Below are 18,914 nucleotides of genomic sequence, written 5' to 3'. Positions count from 1 at the left end.
CTGCGCGCCGGTAGAGTCATAAGGACTCACCCCGCAAAACCTTCGTCAAAGCGTTCGCCGCACACGGTTATGTTGCGACGGCTCAGACTCTCTTAACCTGAATTCGCGACATTCCCCTCAGCTCAAATCTAGAAAGGAGTGGGGCTATGCGGAATATCATCAAGATCATGGGCGGTTGCGCCCTGGCTCTGGCTTTCGCCAATCAGGCGACGGCCGGATCCTTCGAAGAAAGCATGGGCAAGTGCCTGACGAAGAACGCGAACACGCGGGACTCGGCGGTCGTCATGCTGGAATGCACGGCCGATGGCGGCAAGCTGACGGAGTGCAAGGTGCTGGAAAACAGCGCGCCGAACAAAGGCTTCGATAAGGCGGCCCTGTGCGTCGCCGATGCGCTGCCGATGGGCTCGAAGACCGGGACCGTGAAGGTGCCGATGCGCTTCCCCGGCGGCGGCTGAATCCAGCCTCAAGAACATATGTTCTTATAAGCATCACGCCCCCGGCCGCGAGGCCGGGGGCGTTTTGCTGAGCGCCATCCCTGGTTGCGACGCTTTGTCGCATCCGGGCCTCAGTCCGTCTGCGCCGTGCGCTCCAGCAGCGCCATGGCGCCGGCCGGGGCGCGGACTTTTCCCTCGCGGATAAAGTAAACGAAGACATCGCGCGGACCCTCGACCGGGGCCGCGGGGGCGACCGGCGTCAGGTCGGCCGGAACCCGGCCCCGGGCATAGTCGGCGAACCGGCCGGCCCACAGGTCCAGCTCGGCCGGCGCATAGCAGGTCTCGATCTCGTCCGACCCCGCCATCAGCCGCGCATAGGCGAAGTCCGCCGTCAGGTCGGGAATGAAGGGCGCGCCCGCGTTCTGCGACAGGCTGATCGCCACCTTCCGCGCCCGGCACATCTCGACGAAGCGCGGATCGAAGAAGCTCTCGTGGCGGACCTCCACGCAGTGGCGCATCGCCAGCCCCTCATAGGTCTGGGGCAGGAGGTCGAGGAAGGCTTCGAAGTCGGCGGGGTCGAAGGCCTTGGTGGCCATGAACTGCCACAGGATCGGCCCCAGCTTGTCGCCCAGCTCCACCAGGCCCTGGCCCAGGAACTTGGCGATCGACTCCCCGCCCTGGGCCAGCACCTTGCGATTGGTGCAGAAGCGCGAGGCCTTCAGCGAGAAGACGAAACCGTCCGGGGCCGTGGCGGCCCACTTGGCGAAGGTCTCCGGCTTCTGGCTCGAATAGTAGGTGCCGTTGATCTCGATGGAGGTGACATGGCGCGTGGCGTAGGCGAGCTCCTCGGCCTGCCGAAGGCCCGCCGGATAGAAGACCCCGCGCCAGGGCTCGAAGGTGAAGCCCCCCATGCCCGCCCGGATCACGCCCGTCCGCGCCATGTCGATCTCTCCTACTTGCGCGCGGCCGCGGTCTTGTCCCGCTCGGCCTTGAACTCGGACCCGGCCTTCCACTCCGGCCATTCGTCCGAATTGGCCAGCTTGCGGCCCAGCTCATAGAGCAGGCCGCCGTCCTGGACTGCGCCGGTCAGGTCCCAGTCGGGCGAATATTCGTCGGCCGGCTGGTGATAGCGGTCGGTGACAAAGGCCTTGGCCAGGGCCTCGCCGCGGGCCTTGCCGCCATTGACCAGGTCCTGGCCGCCACCGAAGGACAGGGCCGGCACGCCGCGCTTGGCGAAGGGGAAGTGGTCGGAGCGGAAGAAGCTGCCCGCGCCCGGCCGCGGATCGGGGCTGTAGTTGCGGCCATGGGCCTTGCCGATGGCGATCAGGTCGTCCTGCAGGGTGAGCGGGGCGTCGCCCGAGGTGGTGAAGTCGTGGGCCGGACCATTGGTCGCGATGCCGTCCATATTGATGTCGCCGACCGTCGTCGCCAGCGGATAGAGCGGATTGGCGCCGTAATATTCCGAGCCCAGCAGGCCCTTCTCCTCGGCGGTCACCGACAGGAAGACCACGGAGCGGTCGGTGCGCGGGGCTTGGGCGAACTGGCGGGCGATCTCGATCAGCATCGAGGAGCCCGAGGCGTTGTCGAGCGCGCCGTTATAGATCTTGTCGCCCTTGGCGTCCGGCAGGCCGACGCCCAGGTGGTCCCAGTGGGCCGAATAGATCACGGTCTCGTTCGGCCGCTTGGTCCCCGGCAGGACGCCGACCACGTTCTTCGACACGATCTTCTCGGCCTTGACCGCATAGTCGGCCGAGAAGGTCACGCCGGTCAGGGTCACCGGCTTGAAGGCGCGGGTCTGGGCCTGCTTCTTCAGGGCCTCGAAATCGAGGCCCGCGGCCTTGAACAGGTCGACCGTGACGTCGCGTTGGATCCAGGCCTCGACCGGGGCGTGATCCTTGGTCGGATCGGCCCGGATGATGTCGAAGACGGTGTTGGTGTTGGAGTTCTTGACCGTGTTCCAGCCATAGGCCGCCGGGGCGGTCTCATGGATCACGATGAAGCCGGCGGCGCCCTGGCGGGCGGCCTCCTCGTACTTGTAGGTCCAGCGGCCGTAATAGGTCATGGCCTTGCCGCCGAAGTCGCCCTGGCCGGTCTCGAAGTCCGGGTCATTGACCAGCACGAGCGCGATCTTGCCCTTCAGGTCGACGCCCTTGAAGTCGTCCCATTTGCGCTCCGGCGCCTTGACGCCATAGCCGACGAACACGACCGGCACGTCCTTCAGGGTCACATGGTCGGCGCCGGTCTCGGCGGCGCGGATCGCGATCTGTTCGCCCTGGGTCCAGGCCTGGGTCTGGCCGCCCACCTTCACGCCGACGGAGATCGGGCCGGTGATGTCGAACTTGGCGAGCGGCACGTCCTGGGTCCAGGCGCGCTGGCCGTCCTTTAGGTCGCCGCCGGGCTGCAGGCCGACCGCCTTGAACTGGTCGGTCATGAACTGAACGGTCTTGGTCTCGCCCGGAGTCGCCGGCCCGCGCCCCTCGAAGGCGTCGGAGGACAGGACCTTGATGTGATCGGCCAGCAGGGCCGGGTCGATATCGCCCGGCGCGGCGAAGGTGGGCTGGGCGAAAACAGCCCAGGCGCAGGCGGTCGCCAGCAGGATTCGTTTCATGGTCACACTCGGGAAGGAACGTATATTGCGCCGAGCCTAGTCATTCGCGCTCTCCTCGGCTAGGGACGTGCGGCGCGGGCGCCACGCTTTCGCGCGGCATTGAGTTATGTATCCGTCCTGCAATTCAGGAGTCGCCTACCCGTGTTCTGGGAGCCGACGAGCAGGTCCGCGTCGCGCCCATCCAAAGCCGATATATTCGGCGGCGATTCGCGGTCCCACCACGAAGAGAGATGATGCGTCCGCAAGCCCTTATCGTCGCCGGAATGGCCTGCGTGGCCCTGGGCGGCTGCGCCTCGTCGCGCAAGCCCGACACCCGCCTGCCGGCCGCCTTCGAGGCGCCGCAATCGGCCGCCGCCCAGGCGCCCTCGGCCGCGGTGCTGGACACCTGGTGGACGCAATTCGACGACGCCGAACTGAACGGCCTGATCGACCAGGCGCTCAAGGCGAGCCCGGACGCCCGCGCCGCCGCCGCGCGTCTGGCCGAGGCGCGGGTCACCGCCTCCAGCGCCCTGATCGCCTTTCTGCCCCAGGGTGACGCCAAGGGCTCGACCAAGGAGACCCACACCACCCAGACCTCGGGCACGGTGATCAACATCCCCGGCTTCTCCTCGAACGGGAAAAGCACCGCCGACAGCGCCAGCCTGAGCGTCAGCTGGGAGGTCGATCTGTTCGGCCGGATCTTCGCGGTGGCCAAGGCCGCCCGCGGCGACACCGCGGCCGCCCGGTTCGACTATGAGAGCACCCGCGCCAGCCTGGCCGCCAATGTCGCCGACACCTATTTCCAGGCCCGCGGCCTGGCCATCCAGCTGGAGGACGCCCGCCAGACCCAGCGGATCGAGCAGGCGCTTCAGAACGTCGCCAATGTGAAGGCCCAGCGCGGTCTGGGCTCGAGCTCGGACGCCGATCGGGTGGCCGGCGATCTGGCCCAGGCCAACGCCCAGGTCGCGAGCCTCGAGGCCGAGTTCAAGGCCACGCGCCGCACCCTGCTGGTCCTCGTCGGCCGCGGGATCGAGCCCCTGGCCAGCCTGCCGGTCGACGCCAGGGTGGGGACCATTCCCGAGGTTCCGGTCGCGATCCCGGGCGCCCTGCTCGCCCGCCGCCCGGACGTGCGCGAGGCCGAGGCGCGGGTGATGTCCGCCGCCGGCCGCACCGACTACGCCCGCCTGGCCTTCTTCCCGACCTTCACCCTGACGCCCGGCGTCGGCCTCTCGAAGAGCGAGCAACCGGGCTACTCGTCGGGGACCCGCAACTGGTCGATCGGGGCGGCGGTGTCGCAGCCGATCCTGTCGATCCCCAAGCTGCTGACCGATCTGAAGACCCAGGACGCCCGCACCGAGCAGGCGGTCATCGCCTATGAGAAGGCGGTTCAGACCGCCTATGGCGAGGCCGACAGCGCGCTGGTCCGGCTGGACTCCGATCGCCGCCGGGTGGCCGAGCTCACCGACGGCGAACGCCGCGCGGAGCGGGCCTATGAGGCCAGCCGCGTGCGCTACGCCGCCGGCCTCGACGACCTCTCCACCGCGCTCAGCGCCGAACAGTCCTGGCGCTCGGTCCGATCCCAACTCACCGCCGCCCAGGTCCAGGCCCTGCGGCGCGCGGTCCAAACCTACAAGGCGCTGGGAGGCGGCTGGCCGTCCTCAACCGTGCGCACCCTGAAAGAGGCACGCTAGACGTGACGAGATCCAACCTGCTCGCCCCGACCCCCAAGCTGGCGTTCGTCGCCCTGGCCATCGCGCTCGCCGCCAGCCCGCTCGCCGCCTGCGGCCGCAAGGCCCAGGTCAAGGAGACCGAGGCCCAGCGCGCCCGCGCGGTCCGGGTCGTCCGCGTCGAGAGCCAGGCCATCAACGGCGCGCTCGCCGCCACCGGCGCCCTGCAGCCCCGCGAGGAGGCCGCCGTCCTGCCGGAGGTCACCGGCTATCGCGTGGCCAAGGTGCTGGTCGATGAAGGCGCCTATGTCCATGCCGGCCAGACCCTGGTCCAGCTCGACGGCGCCCTGATTTCCGCCCAGCTCGAGCAGCAGAAGGCTCTGGCCGCCCAGGCGGCGGTCCAGGCCGAACAGGCCGAGGCCCAGGCCAGCCGGGTGAACGGCCTCGACGGACAGGGCGTCCTGTCCCAGGAGGCGCTCGACCAGCGCCGCTTCCAGGCCCGCGCCGCCCGCGCCACCGCCAACGCCCAGGCCGCGGCCCTGAAGGACATTCAGACCCGGTCCGCCAAGCTGTCGGTCACCGCCCCGGTCTCCGGCCTGGTGCTGGAGCGCAATGTCCGCCCCGGCGACCTGTCGGCCGGCGGAGCGACCGCCTGGTACCGCATCGCCGAAGGCGGCCAGATCGAACTGAAGGCCGAGCTGTCGGAAGAGGACGTCGCCCGCGTGCGGCCCGGCCAGCATGTCACGGTCATCCTGCCCACCGGCTCCAGCGCCGAGGGCACGGTGCGGCTGGTCTCGCCCCAGGTGAACACCCAGACCAAGCTCGGCACGGTCCGCATCAGCCTGCCGGTCCGTTCCGACATCCGCTCGGGCGGGTTCGGCCGCGCCCTGTTCCAGGACGCCGCCGGCCAGAGCCTGGCGGTGCCCGAGACCGCTGTCCGCTATGACGCCGACGGCGCCAGCGTGATGACCGTCGACGCCAACAACCGGGTCCGCCGCGTGGTGGTTCAGACCGGCGCCCGCGGCGGCGGCCTGGTCGCCCTCACCAAGGGCCCGCCGGCCGGCGCGCTCGTCGTGCAGAACGCCGCGGCCTTCCTGCTCGACGGCGATCTGATCCGCCCGGTGACCGGCGACGCCGCTCAGCCCGTGAGCGCCAAGCGATGAGCCATCACGACCCCTATGCCGGCCAGTCCCAGGGCGGCGGGTTCCGCATCTCGGCCTGGGCGATCAAGAATCCCGTGCCGGTGGCGGTGCTGTTCATCGCCCTGATCCTGGCGGGGGTGGTGTCCTACACCGGCCTGCCGATCAAGCAGTTCCCGAACGTGCAGTTCCCGATGGTCTCGGTGACCATCACCCAGAACGGCGCAGCGCCTTCGGAAATGGAGACCCAGATCACGCGTCCGATCGAGGACGCCATGGCGGGCATCTCCAACGTCAAGAACATCTATTCGACGGTGACCCAGGGCGTCTCGACCACCAATATCGAGTTCGAGCTGGGCGAAGACCTGCAGAAGAAGACCGACGACGTCCGCTCCCGCGTGGACCAGACCCGCGCCGTGCTGCCCCAGGGCATCGACCAGCCCACGGTCACCCGGGTGGAATTGGACAGCCAGCCGATCCTGACCTACGCGGTCGAGGCTCCGGCCATGTCCGACACCGAGCTGTCCTGGTTCATCGACGATACGGTGTCGCGCAGCCTGCAGGCCGCCAAGGGCGTCTCGCAGATCAGCCGCGTCGGCGGGGTGAACCGCGAGATCAATGTCCTGATCGACCCGGACAAGCTGGCGGCCCGCGGCCTGACGGCGGCGTCCGTCAACACCGCCCTGCGCGGCTTCGACCTGGACGCCGCCGGCGGCCGCACCCAGGTCGGCGGTCGCGAACAGACCCTGCGGGTGCTGGGCGCCGTCAACACGCTCGACGCCCTGCGCGCCATGACCATCCCCACCGGCTCGGGCCGCTATGTGAAGCTGACCGACGTCGCCGAGGTCGGGGACGGCTCGTCGGAAGTGCGCGGCTTCGCCCGCCTGAACAACCGGCCGGTGGTCGGCTTCCAGGTGATGAAGACCCGCGATTCCAGCGATGTCGTCGTCGATGACGGGGTGATCAAGGCGCTGGCCAAGCTGGAGAAGGCCAATCCCGGCGTGAAGTTCACGCGGATCTTCTCGTCGGTCGACGAGACCCGCGCCTCGTTCCGCGCCACCCAGCACGTGCTGCTGGAAGGCATGATCCTGGCCGCCCTCGTGGTGTTCCTGTTCCTGCGCGACTGGCGCTCGACCATGATCACCGCCTTCGCCATGCCTGTGTCGCTGATCCCGACCTTTTTCATCATGAACCTGCTCGGGTTCTCGCTGAACGTCGTGACCCTCCTGGCCCTGACCCTTGTGATCGGCATCCTGGTCGATGACGCCATCGTCGAGATCGAGAACATCGAAAAGCGCGTGGCCCAGGGCATGCGGCCCTATGAGGCCTCGATGATCGGCGCCGACGCCATCGGCCTGGCCGTGGTGGCGACCACCATGGCCATCGTCGTGGTGTTCACCCCGGTCTCCTTCATGAAGGGCATGGCCGGCCAGTTCTTCCGCGAGTTCGGCCTGACCGTCTCTGTGGCGGTGCTGTTCTCCCTGGTCGTGGCCCGCCTGCTGACCCCGCTGATGGCCGCCTACCTGCTCAAGCCGGCCAAGGAGGCGCATGCCCGCAAGCCCTTCGAGGGCTTCTACCGCAACGCCCTGGAATGGGCGCTCGACCACCGGATCATCGCCTGCATCGTCGGCGGGGTGATGTTCATCGGCTCGCTGTTCCTGGCCACCCTCCTGCCGCAAGGCTTCCAGCCGGCCGGCGACCCCGACTACATCTATGTCAACATCCAGGGCCCGCCCGGCGCCTCGGCCGCGGCCATGGAGGACACCGCCTCCCGGGTCAGCCGGATCTTCGAAGGCCGCACCGGCGTGCGCGGCGTCTTCACCCAGGTCGGCTCGACGGCGGCCAGCGGCGGCCCCGGCTTCGGCGGCGGCGGGGGCGGCAGCGACCTGCGCGACGGCACGGTCATCGTCCTGCTGAACGAGAAGCGCTCGATCACCGGCGACGACCTGAAGAACGCCACCCGCCAGCAGCTGCGCGAGATCCCCGACGCCCGGGTGTCGTTCCTCGACTTCCAGGGCGGCGCCGGCATTTCCCAGGTGCTGACCGGCGACGATCCGGTGGCCCTGCAGGCCGCGGCGCTGGAGCTGGAGAAGCAAATGCGGACCATCCGCATCATCGCCGATCCCCGGCCCTCCGTGCCGCCCACCGGCCCCGAGCTAGTGGTCCGGCCGCGCGCCGACGAGGCCGCCCGCCTGGGCGTCTCCGTCGACACCATCGCCCAGATCGCCCGGGTGGCGACGCTGGGCGACATCGACGCCAATGTGGCCAAGCTGACCGCCGGTGAGCGCCGGATCCCGATCCGCATCCGCATGCCCGCCGACGCCCGCGCCGATCTGGAGCGGATCAAGGCGCTGCGCGTGCCAACCGCCTCGGGCGGCATGACCACCCTGGACGCCGTCGCCGACATCAGCTTCCAGGCCGGCCCGTCCCAGATCAACCGCCTGAACCGCAAGCGCCAGCAGACCGTCCAGGCCGAGCTCAACGGCTCGGTCCAGGGGCCGGCCTTCAAGGCGATCCAGCAGCTGCCGATCATGAAGCACCTGCCGCCCGGCGTGGGCCCCGCCCAGACCGGACAGCTGGAGGCCATGGTGGAGCTGTTCAGCTCCTTCGGCCTGGCCCTGATCTCGGGCGTGCTGATGATCTTCGGGGTGCTGGTGCTGCTGTTCCGCAGCTTCTTCAAGCCGGGCGTCATCCTGACCGCCCTGCCGCTGTCCTTCGGCGGCGCCTTCCTGGGGCTCTTGACCTTCAACCTGTCGCTCAGCGTGCCGTCCCTGATCGGCTTCCTGATGCTGATGGGTCTGGCGGCCAAGAACTCGATCCTGCTGGTCGAATACGCCATCGAGCGGGAGCGCGAGGGCGTGCCCCAGCGCGAGGCCCTGCTGGAGGCCTGCCGCGAGCGGGCCCGACCCATCGTCATGACCACCATGGCCATGGCCGCCGGCATGCTGCCCACCGCCTTCGCCCTGGAAAAGGGCGCCGAGTTCCGCCAGCCCATGGCCGTGGCGGTGATCGGCGGCCTGATCACCTCGACCCTGCTCTCCCTGGTGCTGGTGCCGGTGGTCTATGAGTTCGTCGACGACTTCGAGACCTGGCTGCGGCCCAAGCTCGGCAAGATCATCACGCCGCGCGAGGCCAAGCCCGAGACCACGGTCGGCTGACGGCGGCTCGCTGTTCAAGCCGGCCGCCGCCGGTCTATGGTCCCCGTCTGAGGTGAACAGGGATCTGACATGGCGAGTCTCTCGGGCGTCGAGGCCCTGACGGCAGGGCTCAGGCTCATCGCGCGCAAACCCGTCCTGCTGCTGGCCTGGGCCGCGGCCTGGCTGGTGCTGGGGCTGCTGCCCCAGGTTCTGCCCTATATGCTGCTGTGGCCGGACGTGGTCGCCGCCTATGGGCCGGTGTTCCGCGACGCCCTGGCCGGGATCGAGCCCGACCAGGCCTCCCCCGCCATGACCGCCCTGCAGAACCGCATGCTGCCCTACAGCCTGCTGCAGTTGCCGGTCTCGCTGGCGGCGATCAGCATTCTCTACGGCGCCGTCTATCGTGCGGTGCTGACCCCGCGGGACAAGGGGTTCGGCTATCTGCGCTTCGGGCGTTCGGAGCTTTGGATGATTGCGACCCAGGCCGCCGCCATCGGCCTGCTGATCGTGGCCCTGACCGCCGCCGTCCTGACCGGCGTGATCGTCGTGCTGGCCATCCGCATCGCCTCGGGCAACAGCGACCAGATCACCAATGTCGCGACCTTCGGGACCATACTGGTCAGCTGCATCATCCTCGGCTGGTGCGCGGTCCGCCTGTCCATGGCCCTGCCCATGACCTTCGCCGAGCGGCGGTTCCGGCTGCTGGAATCCTGGGACCTCACCCGCGGCCATGGCTGGAAGATCTTCGGGATCTTCGCCGGCCTCGTGGCCATGATCCTGCTGCTGGAGCTGGCCTTCGGCCTGCTGGTCCTGGTGGTGGCCATGCTGGTCGGGGTGAGCGGTGGGCTGAATGGCCTCGACGCCCATATGAAGGCGCTGTTCGCCCATCCGCCTTCGGTCTGGCTGCCGGCCCTGGCCCCCTGGATCGCCGGCGGGACCCTGGTCTACGCCCTGCTGGCGGCGGCCCTGCACGCCATCACCATCGCGCCCCTGATCGAGATCTATCGGCAGCTGGCCGGCAAGCCGGCCGTCGAGCTCTAGACCTCTTCGCGCAGCACCCGGGCGAACAGCTCGGGGTCCACATTGCCGCCGGACAGCACCAGGCCCACGGTCGCGCCCGGCTTCGCCTGGGCGACCTTGCCGGCCAAAAGGGCGGCGAGACAGACCACGCCGCCGGGCTCGACCACCAGCTTCAGGACCTGGAAGGCGTAGCGCATCGCCGCGGCGACCTCCGCGTCGTCGACCACGGCGATGTCGGCCAGGGTCTTCTGCAGGATGGGGAAAGTCAGTTCGCCGGGGGCGGGGCTCTCCAGGGCGTCGCAGAGCGAGCGGGTCGTGGGCTTGAGCGTCTGGCGCGCGCCGGCCTTCAACGACAGGGCGGTGTCGTCGAAGCCGGCCGGCTCCACCCCGACGATCTCGGTTCCGGGGGACAGGGTCTTTACGGCGATGGAGGTCCCGGCCATCAGGCCGCCGCCGCCGACCGGCGCCATGACCAGGTCCAGGGCGCAGCCCATCGACTCGGCCTGGGCGACCAGCTCCAGCCCGACCGTGCCCTGGCCGGCGATGATGTCGGGATCGTCGAAGGCGGGAACCACCACGGCGCCGCGCGCCGCGGCGATGCCGGCGGCGATGGCCACCCGGTCTTCGGTCAGCCGGTCATAGAGCTTGATCTCCGCGCCATAGCCCCGCGTCGCCTCGACCTTCACGGCGGGCGCGTCGGCCGGCATGACGATCACCGCGGGCATGCCCAGCAGGCGCGCCGCCAGGGCCACGCCCTGGGCGTGATTGCCAGAGGAAAACGCCACCACGCCCGCTTTGCGCTGGTCCGGACCAAGCTGGGAGAGGCGGTTATAGGCGCCGCGGAACTTGAAGGCCCCGACCCTCTGCAGGGTCTCGGGCTTGATCAGCACCCGCAGGCCCAGGCGTTCGTTCAGCGCCGGGCTCTCGATCAGCGGGGTGACCAGCGCCTGGCCCTTCAGTCGCTCGGCCGCGGCCTCGATATCGGCGAAGACCACCGTCATTTCGCGAACACCATGGCGTCGTCGGCGAAGGCCTTGAACTCCAGCGCATTGCCGGACGGATCCAGGAAGAACAGGGTCGCCTGTTCGCCGGGCTGGCCCTTGAAGCGGATCTGCGGCTCGATCACGAACTTGGTCCCGGCGGCCTTCAGCTTGGCGGCCATCTCCTCCCACTGGGGCAGGGTGAGGATCGCGCCGAAGTGACGGACCGGCACGTCCTCGCCGTCCACCGCGCTGGTGTTGCGGTGCCCCGCCTCGTCCGGCGACAGGTGGGCCACGATCTGGTGGCCGTAGAAATCGAAGTCGATCCAGGCGTCGCTGGAGCGGCCCTCGGGGCAGCCGAGCAGGCCGCCATAGAAGGCGCGGGCCTCGGCCAGGTCACGGACGGGGAAGGCGAGATGGAAGCGGGGCAGGGTCATGCCTCCCTCATAGCGCCGCCCCGGGCGCCGCGCGAGAGGCCGGCGTCGCACGGCGGGACTTGACGGCGAAACCGTCACGGGCTCTACACCGACTGACTGCGACCCAGGCGCCCGAGCGGCCCGGCGCGGTCACCGAAAATCGATCAAGTCCACCCGCCGAGAGCCTGTCGAAGGGCGTGGTTGGACCCGCGCGGCAGGCTGCGGAATCGTATCTTATGGCCAATGTGACTGTGATCGGCGCTCAGTGGGGCGACGAGGGTAAGGGCAAGCTGGTCGACTGGCTGTCGAACCGCGCCGACGTGGTGGTCCGCTTCCAGGGCGGGCACAACGCCGGCCACACCCTGGTGGTCGGCAATCAGGTCTATAAGCTGTCGCTGCTGCCGTCCGGGGTGGTCCAGGGCAAGCTGTCGGTGATCGGCAACGGCGTCGTGGTCGATCCCTGGCACCTGCTGGAGGAGATCGCCAAGATCGGCGCCCAGGGGATCAACATCACCCCCGACCTGCTGGTGCTGGCCGACAACGCCGCCCTGATCCTGCCCTTGCACCGCGACCTGGACCAGGCCCGCGAGGCGGCCGCGGTCAACAAGATCGGCACCACCGGCCGCGGCATCGGTCCGGCCTATGAGGACAAGGTCGGCCGCCGCGCCATCCGGGTCGGCGACCTCGCCGACCGCGAGGCGCTGGAAGCCAAGATCGACCGGCTGCTGGCCCACCACACCCCGCTGCGCCGCGGGCTCGGCCTGCCCGACTTCGACGCCGCCGCCCTGCTCGCCGAGCTGGAAGCCATCGCGCCCAAGATCCTGCCCTTCGCCCAGCCCGCCTGGCGGCTGCTGGACCAGGTGGTGAAGTCCGGCAAGCGGGTGCTGTTCGAGGGCGCCCAGGGCGCCCTGCTCGACGTCGATCATGGCACCTATCCCTATGTCACCTCGTCCAACACCGTGGCCGGCCAGGCTGCGGCGGGTTCAGGTCTCGGCCCCAAGGGGCCCGGCTATGTGCTGGGGATCGTCAAGGCCTACACCACCCGCGTGGGCGAGGGGCCGTTCCCCACCGAGCTGTTCGACGAGATCGGTCAGCACCTGGGCACGGTGGGCAAGGAGTTCGGGGTGGTCACCGGGCGTCCGCGCCGCTGCGGCTGGTTCGACGCCGTGCTGGTGCGCCAGTCGGTGGCGCTGAACGGCATCGACGGCATCGCGCTGACCAAGCTCGACATCCTCGACGGCCTGCCCAAGCTGAAGATCTGCGTCGGCTACAGGCTGGGCGACAAGACCTTCGACTACCTGCCGGCCGGCCTGAAGGCCCAGTCGGCGCTCGAACCGATCTATGAGGAGCTGGAGGGCTGGAGCGAGAGCACCGCCGGGGCGACCTCGTGGAAGGACCTGCCCGCCAATGCGGTGAAGTATGTCCGCCGGGTCGAGGAGCTGATCGGCGCCCCCGCGGCCATGGTCTCGACCAGCCCGCAGCGGGACGACACCATCATGGTGCGCGACCCCTTCCAGGACTGAACCAGAAGGTGTGGCCGGGGCGCGACACGGCGTCCCGACCGCCCCGGCGTCAAGCTGATCTTTACGGTCAGGGCCCAAACTCTCCTTCTTCGGTGTGTTGGTTCCTGGTCGTTCCGTGTTCAACGATGAGTCAAAGCTGATCGCGCGCATGGCCCCCATGTTGCGCAAGGCCCTGGTCATTGACCCGGCGCCCGCCAGCGCGCGCCTGCTGGGCGACCTGTTGCGCAATATTAGCCAGGGCCAGGTCTATATGGCCTCCACCAACAAGCGCGGCATGGAGCTGGCCGCTCAGATCGACCCTCAGGTTGTGTTCGTCGAGCTCACCGGGGCGGGCGTGGACGGGGTGGACTTCGCGCGGAAGTTCCGGCGCAGCGACCTGCTTTGCCGCCAGGCGCCGATCATCGTGGTCACCGCCACCGCCACCGCCCAGTCGATCATGGCGGCGCGCGACGCCGGGGTGCACGAATTCCTGCGCAAGCCCTACACCGCCAAGGAGCTGGTCCGCCGCCTGGAGGCCGTCACCCTGCGGCCCCGCGACTGGGTCGAGGCGGTGCAATACATCGGCCCCGATCGCCGCCGCTTCAATTCCGACGACTATACCGGCCCGCTGAAGCGCCGGTCCGACAACAAGGCCTCCACCGACTCCCAGCGGATTCTCCAGGCCCTGAGGATCATCAAGGCGGCGCTCACCGCCATCGACAGCGACCCGGCCCAGGCGCTCCGCGCCCTGCGGGCCCAGGCCGGCGACTTGCAGCGGGTCGCGGTGGCGATCTCCGACATGTCGCTGGCGACCGAAGCCGCCGATCTGCAGCGCTTCCTGCTGGCCTCAGCCCAGGCCGGGGTGCTCGATCCGGTCGAGACCGGCCGCCTGGCCGCGCCTCTGCTGGCCCGCCTGCCCGCCGACGACGCCGCCCGGCCCAAGCCCCAGTCGGTGATGCTCTAGGCGCGTCCCGCCGGGACCCTTCCAAAGACGACCGACTTCACCCAGTTCTTGAACAGGTCCTGTTAGCCGCAGGCCAGATGTGAAAACGCCCGCCGCTCCGGTGGGGAGCGGCGGGCGCGATCCGGTTCAGGTCAGATCGTTCAGGCGTCAACCAGATGCTTGGCCTCGGCCGCGGCCTTCATCGACTTCTGCAGCTTCTCGAACGCCCGGACCTCGATCTGGCGGACCCGCTCGCGGCTGACGCCGTATTGGGCGGCCAGTTCCTCAAGGGTGGTCGGCTCGTCCTTCAGCCGGCGCTCGGTCAGGATATGTCGTTCACGGTCGGACAATTCGGTCATGGCCGTTTCGAGCAGGCTCATGCGGATCGTGCGTTCCTGGGTCTCGGCGACCTGGGTCTCCTGGCTCACCGCGTCGGTGTCCTCCAGCCAGTCCTGCCACTCGCTCTCGCCGTCGGCGCGCAGGGGCGCGTTCAGCGAGGCGTCGGGGCCGGACAGCCGGCGGTTCATCGAGATGACTTCCTCGTCCAGCACGCCGAGCTTGGTGGCGATCTCGCTCACCTGGTCGGCGCGCAGGTCGCCTTCCTGGAAGGCCGAGATGGCGCTCTTGGCCTTGCGCAGGTTGAAGAACAGCTTCTTTTGGGCCGCGGTCGTGCCCATCTTCACCAGGCTCCAGGAGCGCAGGATGTATTCCTGGATCGAGGCGCGGATCCACCACATGGCGTAGGTCGCCAGGCGGAAACCCTTGTCGGGCTCGAACTTCTTCACCGCCTGCATCAGGCCGACATTGCCCTCGGAGATCACTTCCCCGATCGGCAGGCCGTAGCCGCGATAGCCCATGGCGATCTTGGCCACCAGGCGCAGGTGGCTGGTGACGAGGCGGTGGGCCGCCTCGGGGTCTTCGTGTTCCTTCCACGCCTTGGCCAGCATGAACTCTTCGTCCTTGGCCAACATGGGGAACTTGCGGATTTCGGTCAGATACCGGCTCAGGCCGCCGTCAGGCGACATGACCGACAGGGCGGTCGTAGCCATGGAATTATCCCCTTCCCTCGTGCGGACTTCAGGTCGGCGCGCGACAAGCCGCGCGAGGCCGTACGCCCCCTCCAATCCTCAAATAGGTATTGATCGGCGGCTGCGTAAGAGGGCCCGTTTGGGAGGACGGCCCGAAAATCCGAGTGCTCAACTCAGGTATTTCTAGACCTGTAAATGGGCGTCATCAAGGCGCCTGAGGCCCAGTCTTTCTCACAGGCCTGCGAGCAACGCTTCCAGCTTAGCCATGTCCGGGGGCAGGGGACTTTCGAACCGCAGGGTCTCGCCGGTGACCGGATGGACGAAGCCCAAAACCTTGGCGTGCAAGGCCTGGCGGGTCAGGCCGGCCTCCCCCATCGCATCGCGGACGGCCTGGGCCGGGGCGCTGGCGCCATAGGCCGGGTCGCCCAGGCAGGGGGATCCCTTCGACGCCATATGCACGCGAATCTGATGGGTGCGACCGGTCTCCAGCCGGCAGACCACGCGGGCGGCGAGCGGCTTTTCCGCGGGGCCGAACGCGCGTTCGACGACATAGTGGGTGATCGCCTCGCGGCCGCCGGTCTTCAGCACCGCCATCTTCTTGCGGTCGCTCTGGGAGCGGCCCAGCCGGGTCTCGATCGTGCCGCGCGACGGGTGCGGCGCGCCGCGCACCAGGGCGACATATTCCCGGTCGATGTCATGGCGGGCGAACAGGGCCGACAGCCCTGATGCGCCGCGTCGGTCTTGGCGACCACCAGCAGGCCGGAGGTGTTCTTGTCGATGCGATGCACGATCCCTGGCCGCGCCACACCGCCGATCCCGGCCAGGCTGTCGCCGCAGTGATGCAGCAGGGCGTTGACCAGGGTGCCACGCTCGCTGCCCGGCGCGGGATGGACCGCCATGCCCGGCGGCTTGTCGACCACGATCAGATAGGCGTCCTCATGGACGATGCTGAGCGCGATGGCCTCGGGCTGGGGCACGGCCGGCTCTGGCGGCGGCACCAGCAATTCATAGGTCCCGGCCTGGGCCTTGGCGGAGGCGTCGGTGAGGACGCGGTCGTTCAAACTTAAACGACCCTGGGCGATCAGGGCCTGAAGCCGGGCGCGGGAGAGGTCGGCGGCGAGGTCGGCGAGGGTCTTGTCCAGGCGGCCCCCGGCCTGATCGGCCGGCACCTCCAGCCGCAGGATTTCCCCGAGGTCGCCGCCCTCTTCATCATCAAGCGCAGGATCGGGCGGCGGAACGGACAGGGGCATGGCCTTGCTTGGACATCGAACTATCATGGTCCCGTCGTAGGAACCTTTCGGTGTATCGCACGGCGTCCCATGGGGCGCGAGAGCAGGGGATGGCCGCATGAAGATCGATCGTCGCAGGGCCCTGGCCCTTCTGGGCCTCGGCGCCGCCAGCCCCGCCCTCGCCCAGGCCCCGGCCACCTATGCCGGCCCGGTCAGCTTCCTGCATGGGGTGGCCTCCGGCGATCCGCTGCAGGATCGCCTGATCCTGTGGACGCGGATCACGCCTGCCCAGGCCGGGACCGGCGACATCGCCTATCGCTGGCGGCTCGATCCGGTCGGCAAGGGCCGCAAGCTCGCTAAGCTGGCCAAGTCGGGGGAGGGCGTCACCGGTCCGGGGCGCGACTATACGGTCAAGGTCGATGTCGCCGGCCTGAAGCCCGGCCGCGACTATGTCTTCTGGTTCGAGGCCAATGGCGTGACCTCGCCGGTCGGCAAGACCCGCACCCTGCCGGAGGGCAAGACGCCCGACGTGGTGCTCGCCGTGGCCTCCTGCGCCCTCTATCCCAACGGCTATTTCAACGCCTATGGCGCCATCGCCGCCCTGCCGCGGGTCGACGCCATCCTGCATGTGGGCGACTACATCTACGAATATGGCGGGCCGGGCTCCTACGGCATGGACTCCAAGGTCGCCTATTTCCGCCCGCACGATCCGCCGCACGAGTGCGAGAGCCTGGACGACTATCGTCGCCGGCACGCCCAGTACAAGACCGACCCCATGCTGCAGGCCGCCCACGCCCGCGCGCCCTGGATCGTGGTCTGGGACGACCACGAGACCGCCAATGACAGCTACAAGGACGGCGCCCAGAACCACACCCCGATCGACGAGGGGCCCTGGAACGAGCGCAAGGCCCGCGCGATCAAGGCCTATTTCGAGTGGATGCCGATCCGCGAGCCGGCCGACGGCGGCTTCGCGATCAACCGCACCTTCCACTTCGGCGACCTGGCCAGCCTGTTCATGCTGGAGACCCGACTGACGGCGCGGGACAAGCAGCTGGTCTATGAGCGCGACCTCGCCGGCATGGACGGCAAGCCGGACGTGAAGGGGTTCAAGACCCGGCTCTATGATCCCGACCGCCGGATGATGGGCGAGGCCCAGGAGCAGTGGCTGGGCCAGGAGCTGGCCAATTCGGTGAAGAGCGGGCGCACCTGGCAGGTGCTGGGCAATGAAGTGGTCATGGCCCGAGTCAATGTCGCCAGCCTCAAGAAGGAGCTCGATCCCGCCGTCTACGCCAAGGCCATGGCCGGGGTGTCGGCGGCCGGCAAGCAGCGCATCGAGCGGCTGGAGCTGATCGCCAGTCTGGGCCTGCCCTATGGCCTGGACATGTGGGACGGCTATCCGGTCGATCGCGAGCGGGTCTATGCGGCGATCAAGGCGGCCGGCGCCCGGACCATCGTGGTCTCCGGCGACAGCCACGCCTTCTGGGCCAATGAGCTCTATGACGCGGCGGGAACCCGGGTGGCCGCCGAGTTCGGGGCCACGGGGATCACCAGCCCGGGCGGCGGCGACGCCCTGCCGACCGTGCCGCTGGGCGAGGTCTACGCCAAGGCCAACAAGGAGGTCGTCTATAACAATCAGGCGGCCAAGGGCTTCGTGCTGCTGACCCTGACCCCGACCGAGGCCAAGGGCGAACTGATCAAGGTCTCCTCGATCGTGACGCCCGGCTACACGGTCTCGGTGGACAAGGCCTTCCGCGTGACGCCGGAGCCGGGCGGGATCTCGGCCGTCACGGAGATCTAGCGGCGTTCGAGCGCCAGACGCACCCCGAAGGCCAGGAAGACGCCGCCGGTCAGCCGGTCCAGCCAACGGACGACAGCGGCGCGCTTCAGCACGCGGGCGAGCGGCTGGGTGGCGGCGATCAGGGCGGCGAACCAGGCCACGCCCAACACCGCGTGGATGGCGGCCAGGCCGAACATGAAGGGGCCCGGCGCCACGCCCGCGGGCAGGAACTGGGGCAGGAACGAGACATAGAAGACGCCGACCTTGGGGTTCAGCAGATTGGTCAGCAGGCCCCGGCGCATCCAGGCCAGGTCGCTGGTCGCCGACCGCGCCGGCGCTTCCAGGTCGAACCGGTCCCGCGGCTTGAGGATCAGGCCGATGCCGATCCAGACCAGATAGGCGGCGCCGGTCCACTTGAGCACCGTGAAGGCGAGCGTCGAAGCCGCGAGCAGGGCGCCCAGGCCGACGGCCGCGGCGGCCCCCCAGGCCAGGCAGCCCAGGACAATGCCGACGCCCGCAAGGGCGGCGCGACGCGGTCCCTCCACGGCGGCGGTGCGCAGGACGAGCGCGGTGTCGAGGCCCGGCGTCAGGGTCAGAAGGCCGGCGGCCAGGGTGAAGGCGACGAGCGCCTGGACGACGGTCATGGGCGCTCCACCAGCTTGCCGTCCTCGATCACCCGATAGAAGCAGGAGCGGAAGCCCACGTGGCAGGCGCCGCCGTCGCCCTGGGGCAGGACCTTGAGCAGCAGGCAGTCCTGGTCGCAGTCGATGCGCATCTCGACGATCTTCTGGATCTGTCCGGAGGTCGCCCCCTTGTGCCAGATCTCATTGCGCGAGCGGCTGAAATAGACCGCCTCGCCCAGCTCCAGAGTGCGGGCGAGCGCCTCGGCGTTCATCCAGGCGAACATCAGGACCTCGCCGGTCTCGGCGTGGGTGGTGACCACGGCCATCAGGCCATTGGTGTCGAAGCGCGGGGCGAGAACCTCGCCGCGCTCCAGGGCGTGCTTGTCGGGGGCGTCAGGGAACAGGCTCATGCTCAACCATATGGCGCGATAC

15 protein-coding genes and 1 pseudogene are annotated in these 18,914 nt (G+C 69.1%); 8 read left to right on the top strand and 8 right to left on the bottom strand.

All coding sequences use genetic code 11. From position 1 onward, the window contains the following. Positions 1 to 146 precede the first annotated feature (146 nt). Positions 147 to 455 (top strand): energy transducer TonB family protein, encoded by a 309-nt coding sequence (locus MQH10_RS11625; RefSeq protein WP_242564217.1) that lies wholly within the window; start codon positions 147 to 149, stop codon positions 453 to 455. 110 nt (positions 456 to 565) lie between these two features. On the opposite strand, the gene MQH10_RS11620 is transcribed toward MQH10_RS11625, so the two are convergent. Together MQH10_RS11620 and MQH10_RS11615 are read right to left on the bottom strand one after the other, a co-directional pair. Next, the gene (locus MQH10_RS11620; RefSeq protein ID WP_242564216.1) at positions 566 to 1,375 is read right to left on the bottom strand and encodes a DUF72 domain-containing protein; all 810 of its coding nucleotides are present in this window, start codon (positions 1,373 to 1,375) and stop codon (positions 566 to 568) included. Positions 1,376 to 1,386: 11 nt separating this feature from the next. Then, on the bottom strand, positions 1,387 to 3,042 hold the full coding sequence (locus MQH10_RS11615) for a M28 family metallopeptidase (RefSeq protein WP_242564215.1): 1,656 nt from the start codon (positions 3,040 to 3,042) through the stop codon (positions 1,387 to 1,389). A gap of 233 nt (positions 3,043 to 3,275) precedes the next feature. Here MQH10_RS11615 and MQH10_RS11610 point away from each other — a divergent pair, with 233 nt between their 5' ends. The 4 genes from MQH10_RS11610 to MQH10_RS11595 all read left to right on the top strand — a co-directional run bounded on the left by MQH10_RS11610 (position 3,276) and on the right by MQH10_RS11595 (position 10,005). Further along, positions 3,276 to 4,712, top strand: a complete 1,437-nt coding sequence (locus tag MQH10_RS11610; protein WP_242564214.1) for an efflux transporter outer membrane subunit — start codon at positions 3,276 to 3,278, stop codon at positions 4,710 to 4,712. 2 nt (positions 4,713 to 4,714) lie between these two features. Further along, positions 4,715 to 5,851, top strand: coding sequence for an efflux RND transporter periplasmic adaptor subunit (locus MQH10_RS11605; RefSeq protein ID WP_242564213.1), 1,137 nt, complete (start codon positions 4,715 to 4,717; stop codon positions 5,849 to 5,851). Then, on the top strand, positions 5,848 to 8,985 hold the full coding sequence (locus MQH10_RS11600) for an efflux RND transporter permease subunit (RefSeq protein ID WP_242564212.1): 3,138 nt from the start codon (positions 5,848 to 5,850) through the stop codon (positions 8,983 to 8,985). Before MQH10_RS11605 ends, MQH10_RS11600 begins: the two co-directional genes overlap by 4 nt. 69 nt (positions 8,986 to 9,054) lie before the next feature. Then, positions 9,055 to 10,005 carry a hypothetical protein gene (locus MQH10_RS11595; RefSeq protein WP_242564211.1) on the top strand — a complete coding sequence of 317 codons (951 nt, stop codon included), beginning with the start codon at positions 9,055 to 9,057 and terminating at the stop codon, positions 10,003 to 10,005. Here MQH10_RS11595 and MQH10_RS11590 read toward each other — a convergent pair. Then, the gene (locus MQH10_RS11590; protein ID WP_242564210.1) at positions 10,002 to 10,985 is read right to left on the bottom strand and encodes a threonine ammonia-lyase; all 984 of its coding nucleotides are present in this window, start codon (positions 10,983 to 10,985) and stop codon (positions 10,002 to 10,004) included. The two genes, MQH10_RS11595 and MQH10_RS11590, sit on opposite strands and share 4 nt — an antisense overlap. Continuing rightward, complete coding sequence (locus MQH10_RS11585; protein ID WP_242564209.1) at positions 10,982 to 11,401, bottom strand: VOC family protein; 420 nt, start codon at positions 11,399 to 11,401, stop codon at positions 10,982 to 10,984. The genes MQH10_RS11590 and MQH10_RS11585 overlap by 4 nt, the downstream gene beginning before the upstream one ends. 215 nt (positions 11,402 to 11,616) lie before the next feature. On the opposite strand from MQH10_RS11585, the gene MQH10_RS11580 reads away from it, so the two are divergent. Beyond that, positions 11,617 to 12,903, top strand: coding sequence for an adenylosuccinate synthase (locus MQH10_RS11580; protein ID WP_242564208.1), 1,287 nt, complete (start codon positions 11,617 to 11,619; stop codon positions 12,901 to 12,903). A gap of 148 nt (positions 12,904 to 13,051) precedes the next feature. Beyond that, positions 13,052 to 13,846 carry a response regulator gene (locus tag MQH10_RS26410; RefSeq protein WP_272886874.1) on the top strand — a complete coding sequence of 265 codons (795 nt, stop codon included), beginning with the start codon at positions 13,052 to 13,054 and terminating at the stop codon, positions 13,844 to 13,846. Positions 13,847 to 13,986: 140 nt separating this feature from the next. Here MQH10_RS26410 and rpoH read toward each other — a convergent pair whose 3' ends face one another. Continuing rightward, complete coding sequence (gene rpoH / locus MQH10_RS11570; RefSeq protein WP_242564207.1) at positions 13,987 to 14,874, bottom strand: RNA polymerase sigma factor RpoH; 888 nt, start codon at positions 14,872 to 14,874, stop codon at positions 13,987 to 13,989. A gap of 210 nt (positions 14,875 to 15,084) precedes the next feature. Continuing rightward, positions 15,085 to 16,103, bottom strand: a pseudogene (locus MQH10_RS11565) (RluA family pseudouridine synthase). Between the two features lie 97 nt (positions 16,104 to 16,200). Here MQH10_RS11565 and MQH10_RS11560 point away from each other — a divergent pair. Beyond that, positions 16,201 to 17,880, top strand: a complete 1,680-nt coding sequence (locus MQH10_RS11560) for an alkaline phosphatase D family protein (protein ID WP_242564206.1) — start codon at positions 16,201 to 16,203, stop codon at positions 17,878 to 17,880. Here MQH10_RS11560 and MQH10_RS11555 read toward each other — a convergent pair. Then, the gene (locus MQH10_RS11555; RefSeq protein WP_242564205.1) at positions 17,877 to 18,503 is read right to left on the bottom strand and encodes a LysE family translocator; all 627 of its coding nucleotides are present in this window, start codon (positions 18,501 to 18,503) and stop codon (positions 17,877 to 17,879) included. The genes MQH10_RS11560 and MQH10_RS11555 overlap by 4 nt on opposite strands. Beyond that, positions 18,500 to 18,898 (bottom strand): phosphoribosyl-AMP cyclohydrolase, encoded by a 399-nt coding sequence (hisI, locus tag MQH10_RS11550; protein ID WP_242564204.1) that lies wholly within the window; start codon positions 18,896 to 18,898, stop codon positions 18,500 to 18,502. Before hisI ends, MQH10_RS11555 begins: the two co-directional genes overlap by 4 nt. Positions 18,899 to 18,914 lie beyond the last annotated feature (16 nt).

The sequence above is a fragment of the Phenylobacterium aquaticum genome (assembly GCF_022695515.1).
Taxonomy (GTDB): domain Bacteria; phylum Pseudomonadota; class Alphaproteobacteria; order Caulobacterales; family Caulobacteraceae; genus Phenylobacterium; species Phenylobacterium aquaticum.
The sequence above is the reverse complement of the archived record's forward strand: the minus strand, read 5'-3'. Positions and strand labels throughout refer to the sequence as shown.

Bases quoted from the DNA above. Each gene is read 5' to 3' on its own strand.
- MQH10_RS11610 (WP_242564214.1), top strand. From the start codon at position 3,276: ATGCGTCCGCAAGCCCTTATCGTCGCCGGAATGGCCTGCGTGGCCCTG.
- MQH10_RS11600 (WP_242564212.1), top strand. From the start codon at position 5,848: ATGAGCCATCACGACCCCTATGCCGGCCAGTCCCAGGGCGGCGGGTTC.
- MQH10_RS11560 (WP_242564206.1), top strand. From the start codon at position 16,201: ATGAAGATCGATCGTCGCAGGGCCCTGGCCCTTCTGGGCCTCGGCGCC.
- MQH10_RS11615 (WP_242564215.1), bottom strand. From the start codon at position 3,042: ATGAAACGAATCCTGCTGGCGACCGCCTGCGCCTGGGCTGTTTTCGCC.
- MQH10_RS11555 (WP_242564205.1), bottom strand. From the start codon at position 18,503: ATGACCGTCGTCCAGGCGCTCGTCGCCTTCACCCTGGCCGCCGGCCTT.
- rpoH (WP_242564207.1), bottom strand. From the start codon at position 14,874: ATGGCTACGACCGCCCTGTCGGTCATGTCGCCTGACGGCGGCCTGAGC.
- MQH10_RS11595 (WP_242564211.1), top strand. From the start codon at position 9,055: ATGGCGAGTCTCTCGGGCGTCGAGGCCCTGACGGCAGGGCTCAGGCTC.
- MQH10_RS11625 (WP_242564217.1), top strand. From the start codon at position 147: ATGCGGAATATCATCAAGATCATGGGCGGTTGCGCCCTGGCTCTGGCT.
- MQH10_RS11580 (WP_242564208.1), top strand. From the start codon at position 11,617: ATGGCCAATGTGACTGTGATCGGCGCTCAGTGGGGCGACGAGGGTAAG.
- MQH10_RS11620 (WP_242564216.1), bottom strand. From the start codon at position 1,375: ATGGCGCGGACGGGCGTGATCCGGGCGGGCATGGGGGGCTTCACCTTC.
- MQH10_RS26410 (WP_272886874.1), top strand. From the start codon at position 13,052: ATGGCCCCCATGTTGCGCAAGGCCCTGGTCATTGACCCGGCGCCCGCC.
- MQH10_RS11585 (WP_242564209.1), bottom strand. From the start codon at position 11,401: ATGACCCTGCCCCGCTTCCATCTCGCCTTCCCCGTCCGTGACCTGGCC.
- MQH10_RS11590 (WP_242564210.1), bottom strand. From the start codon at position 10,985: ATGACGGTGGTCTTCGCCGATATCGAGGCCGCGGCCGAGCGACTGAAG.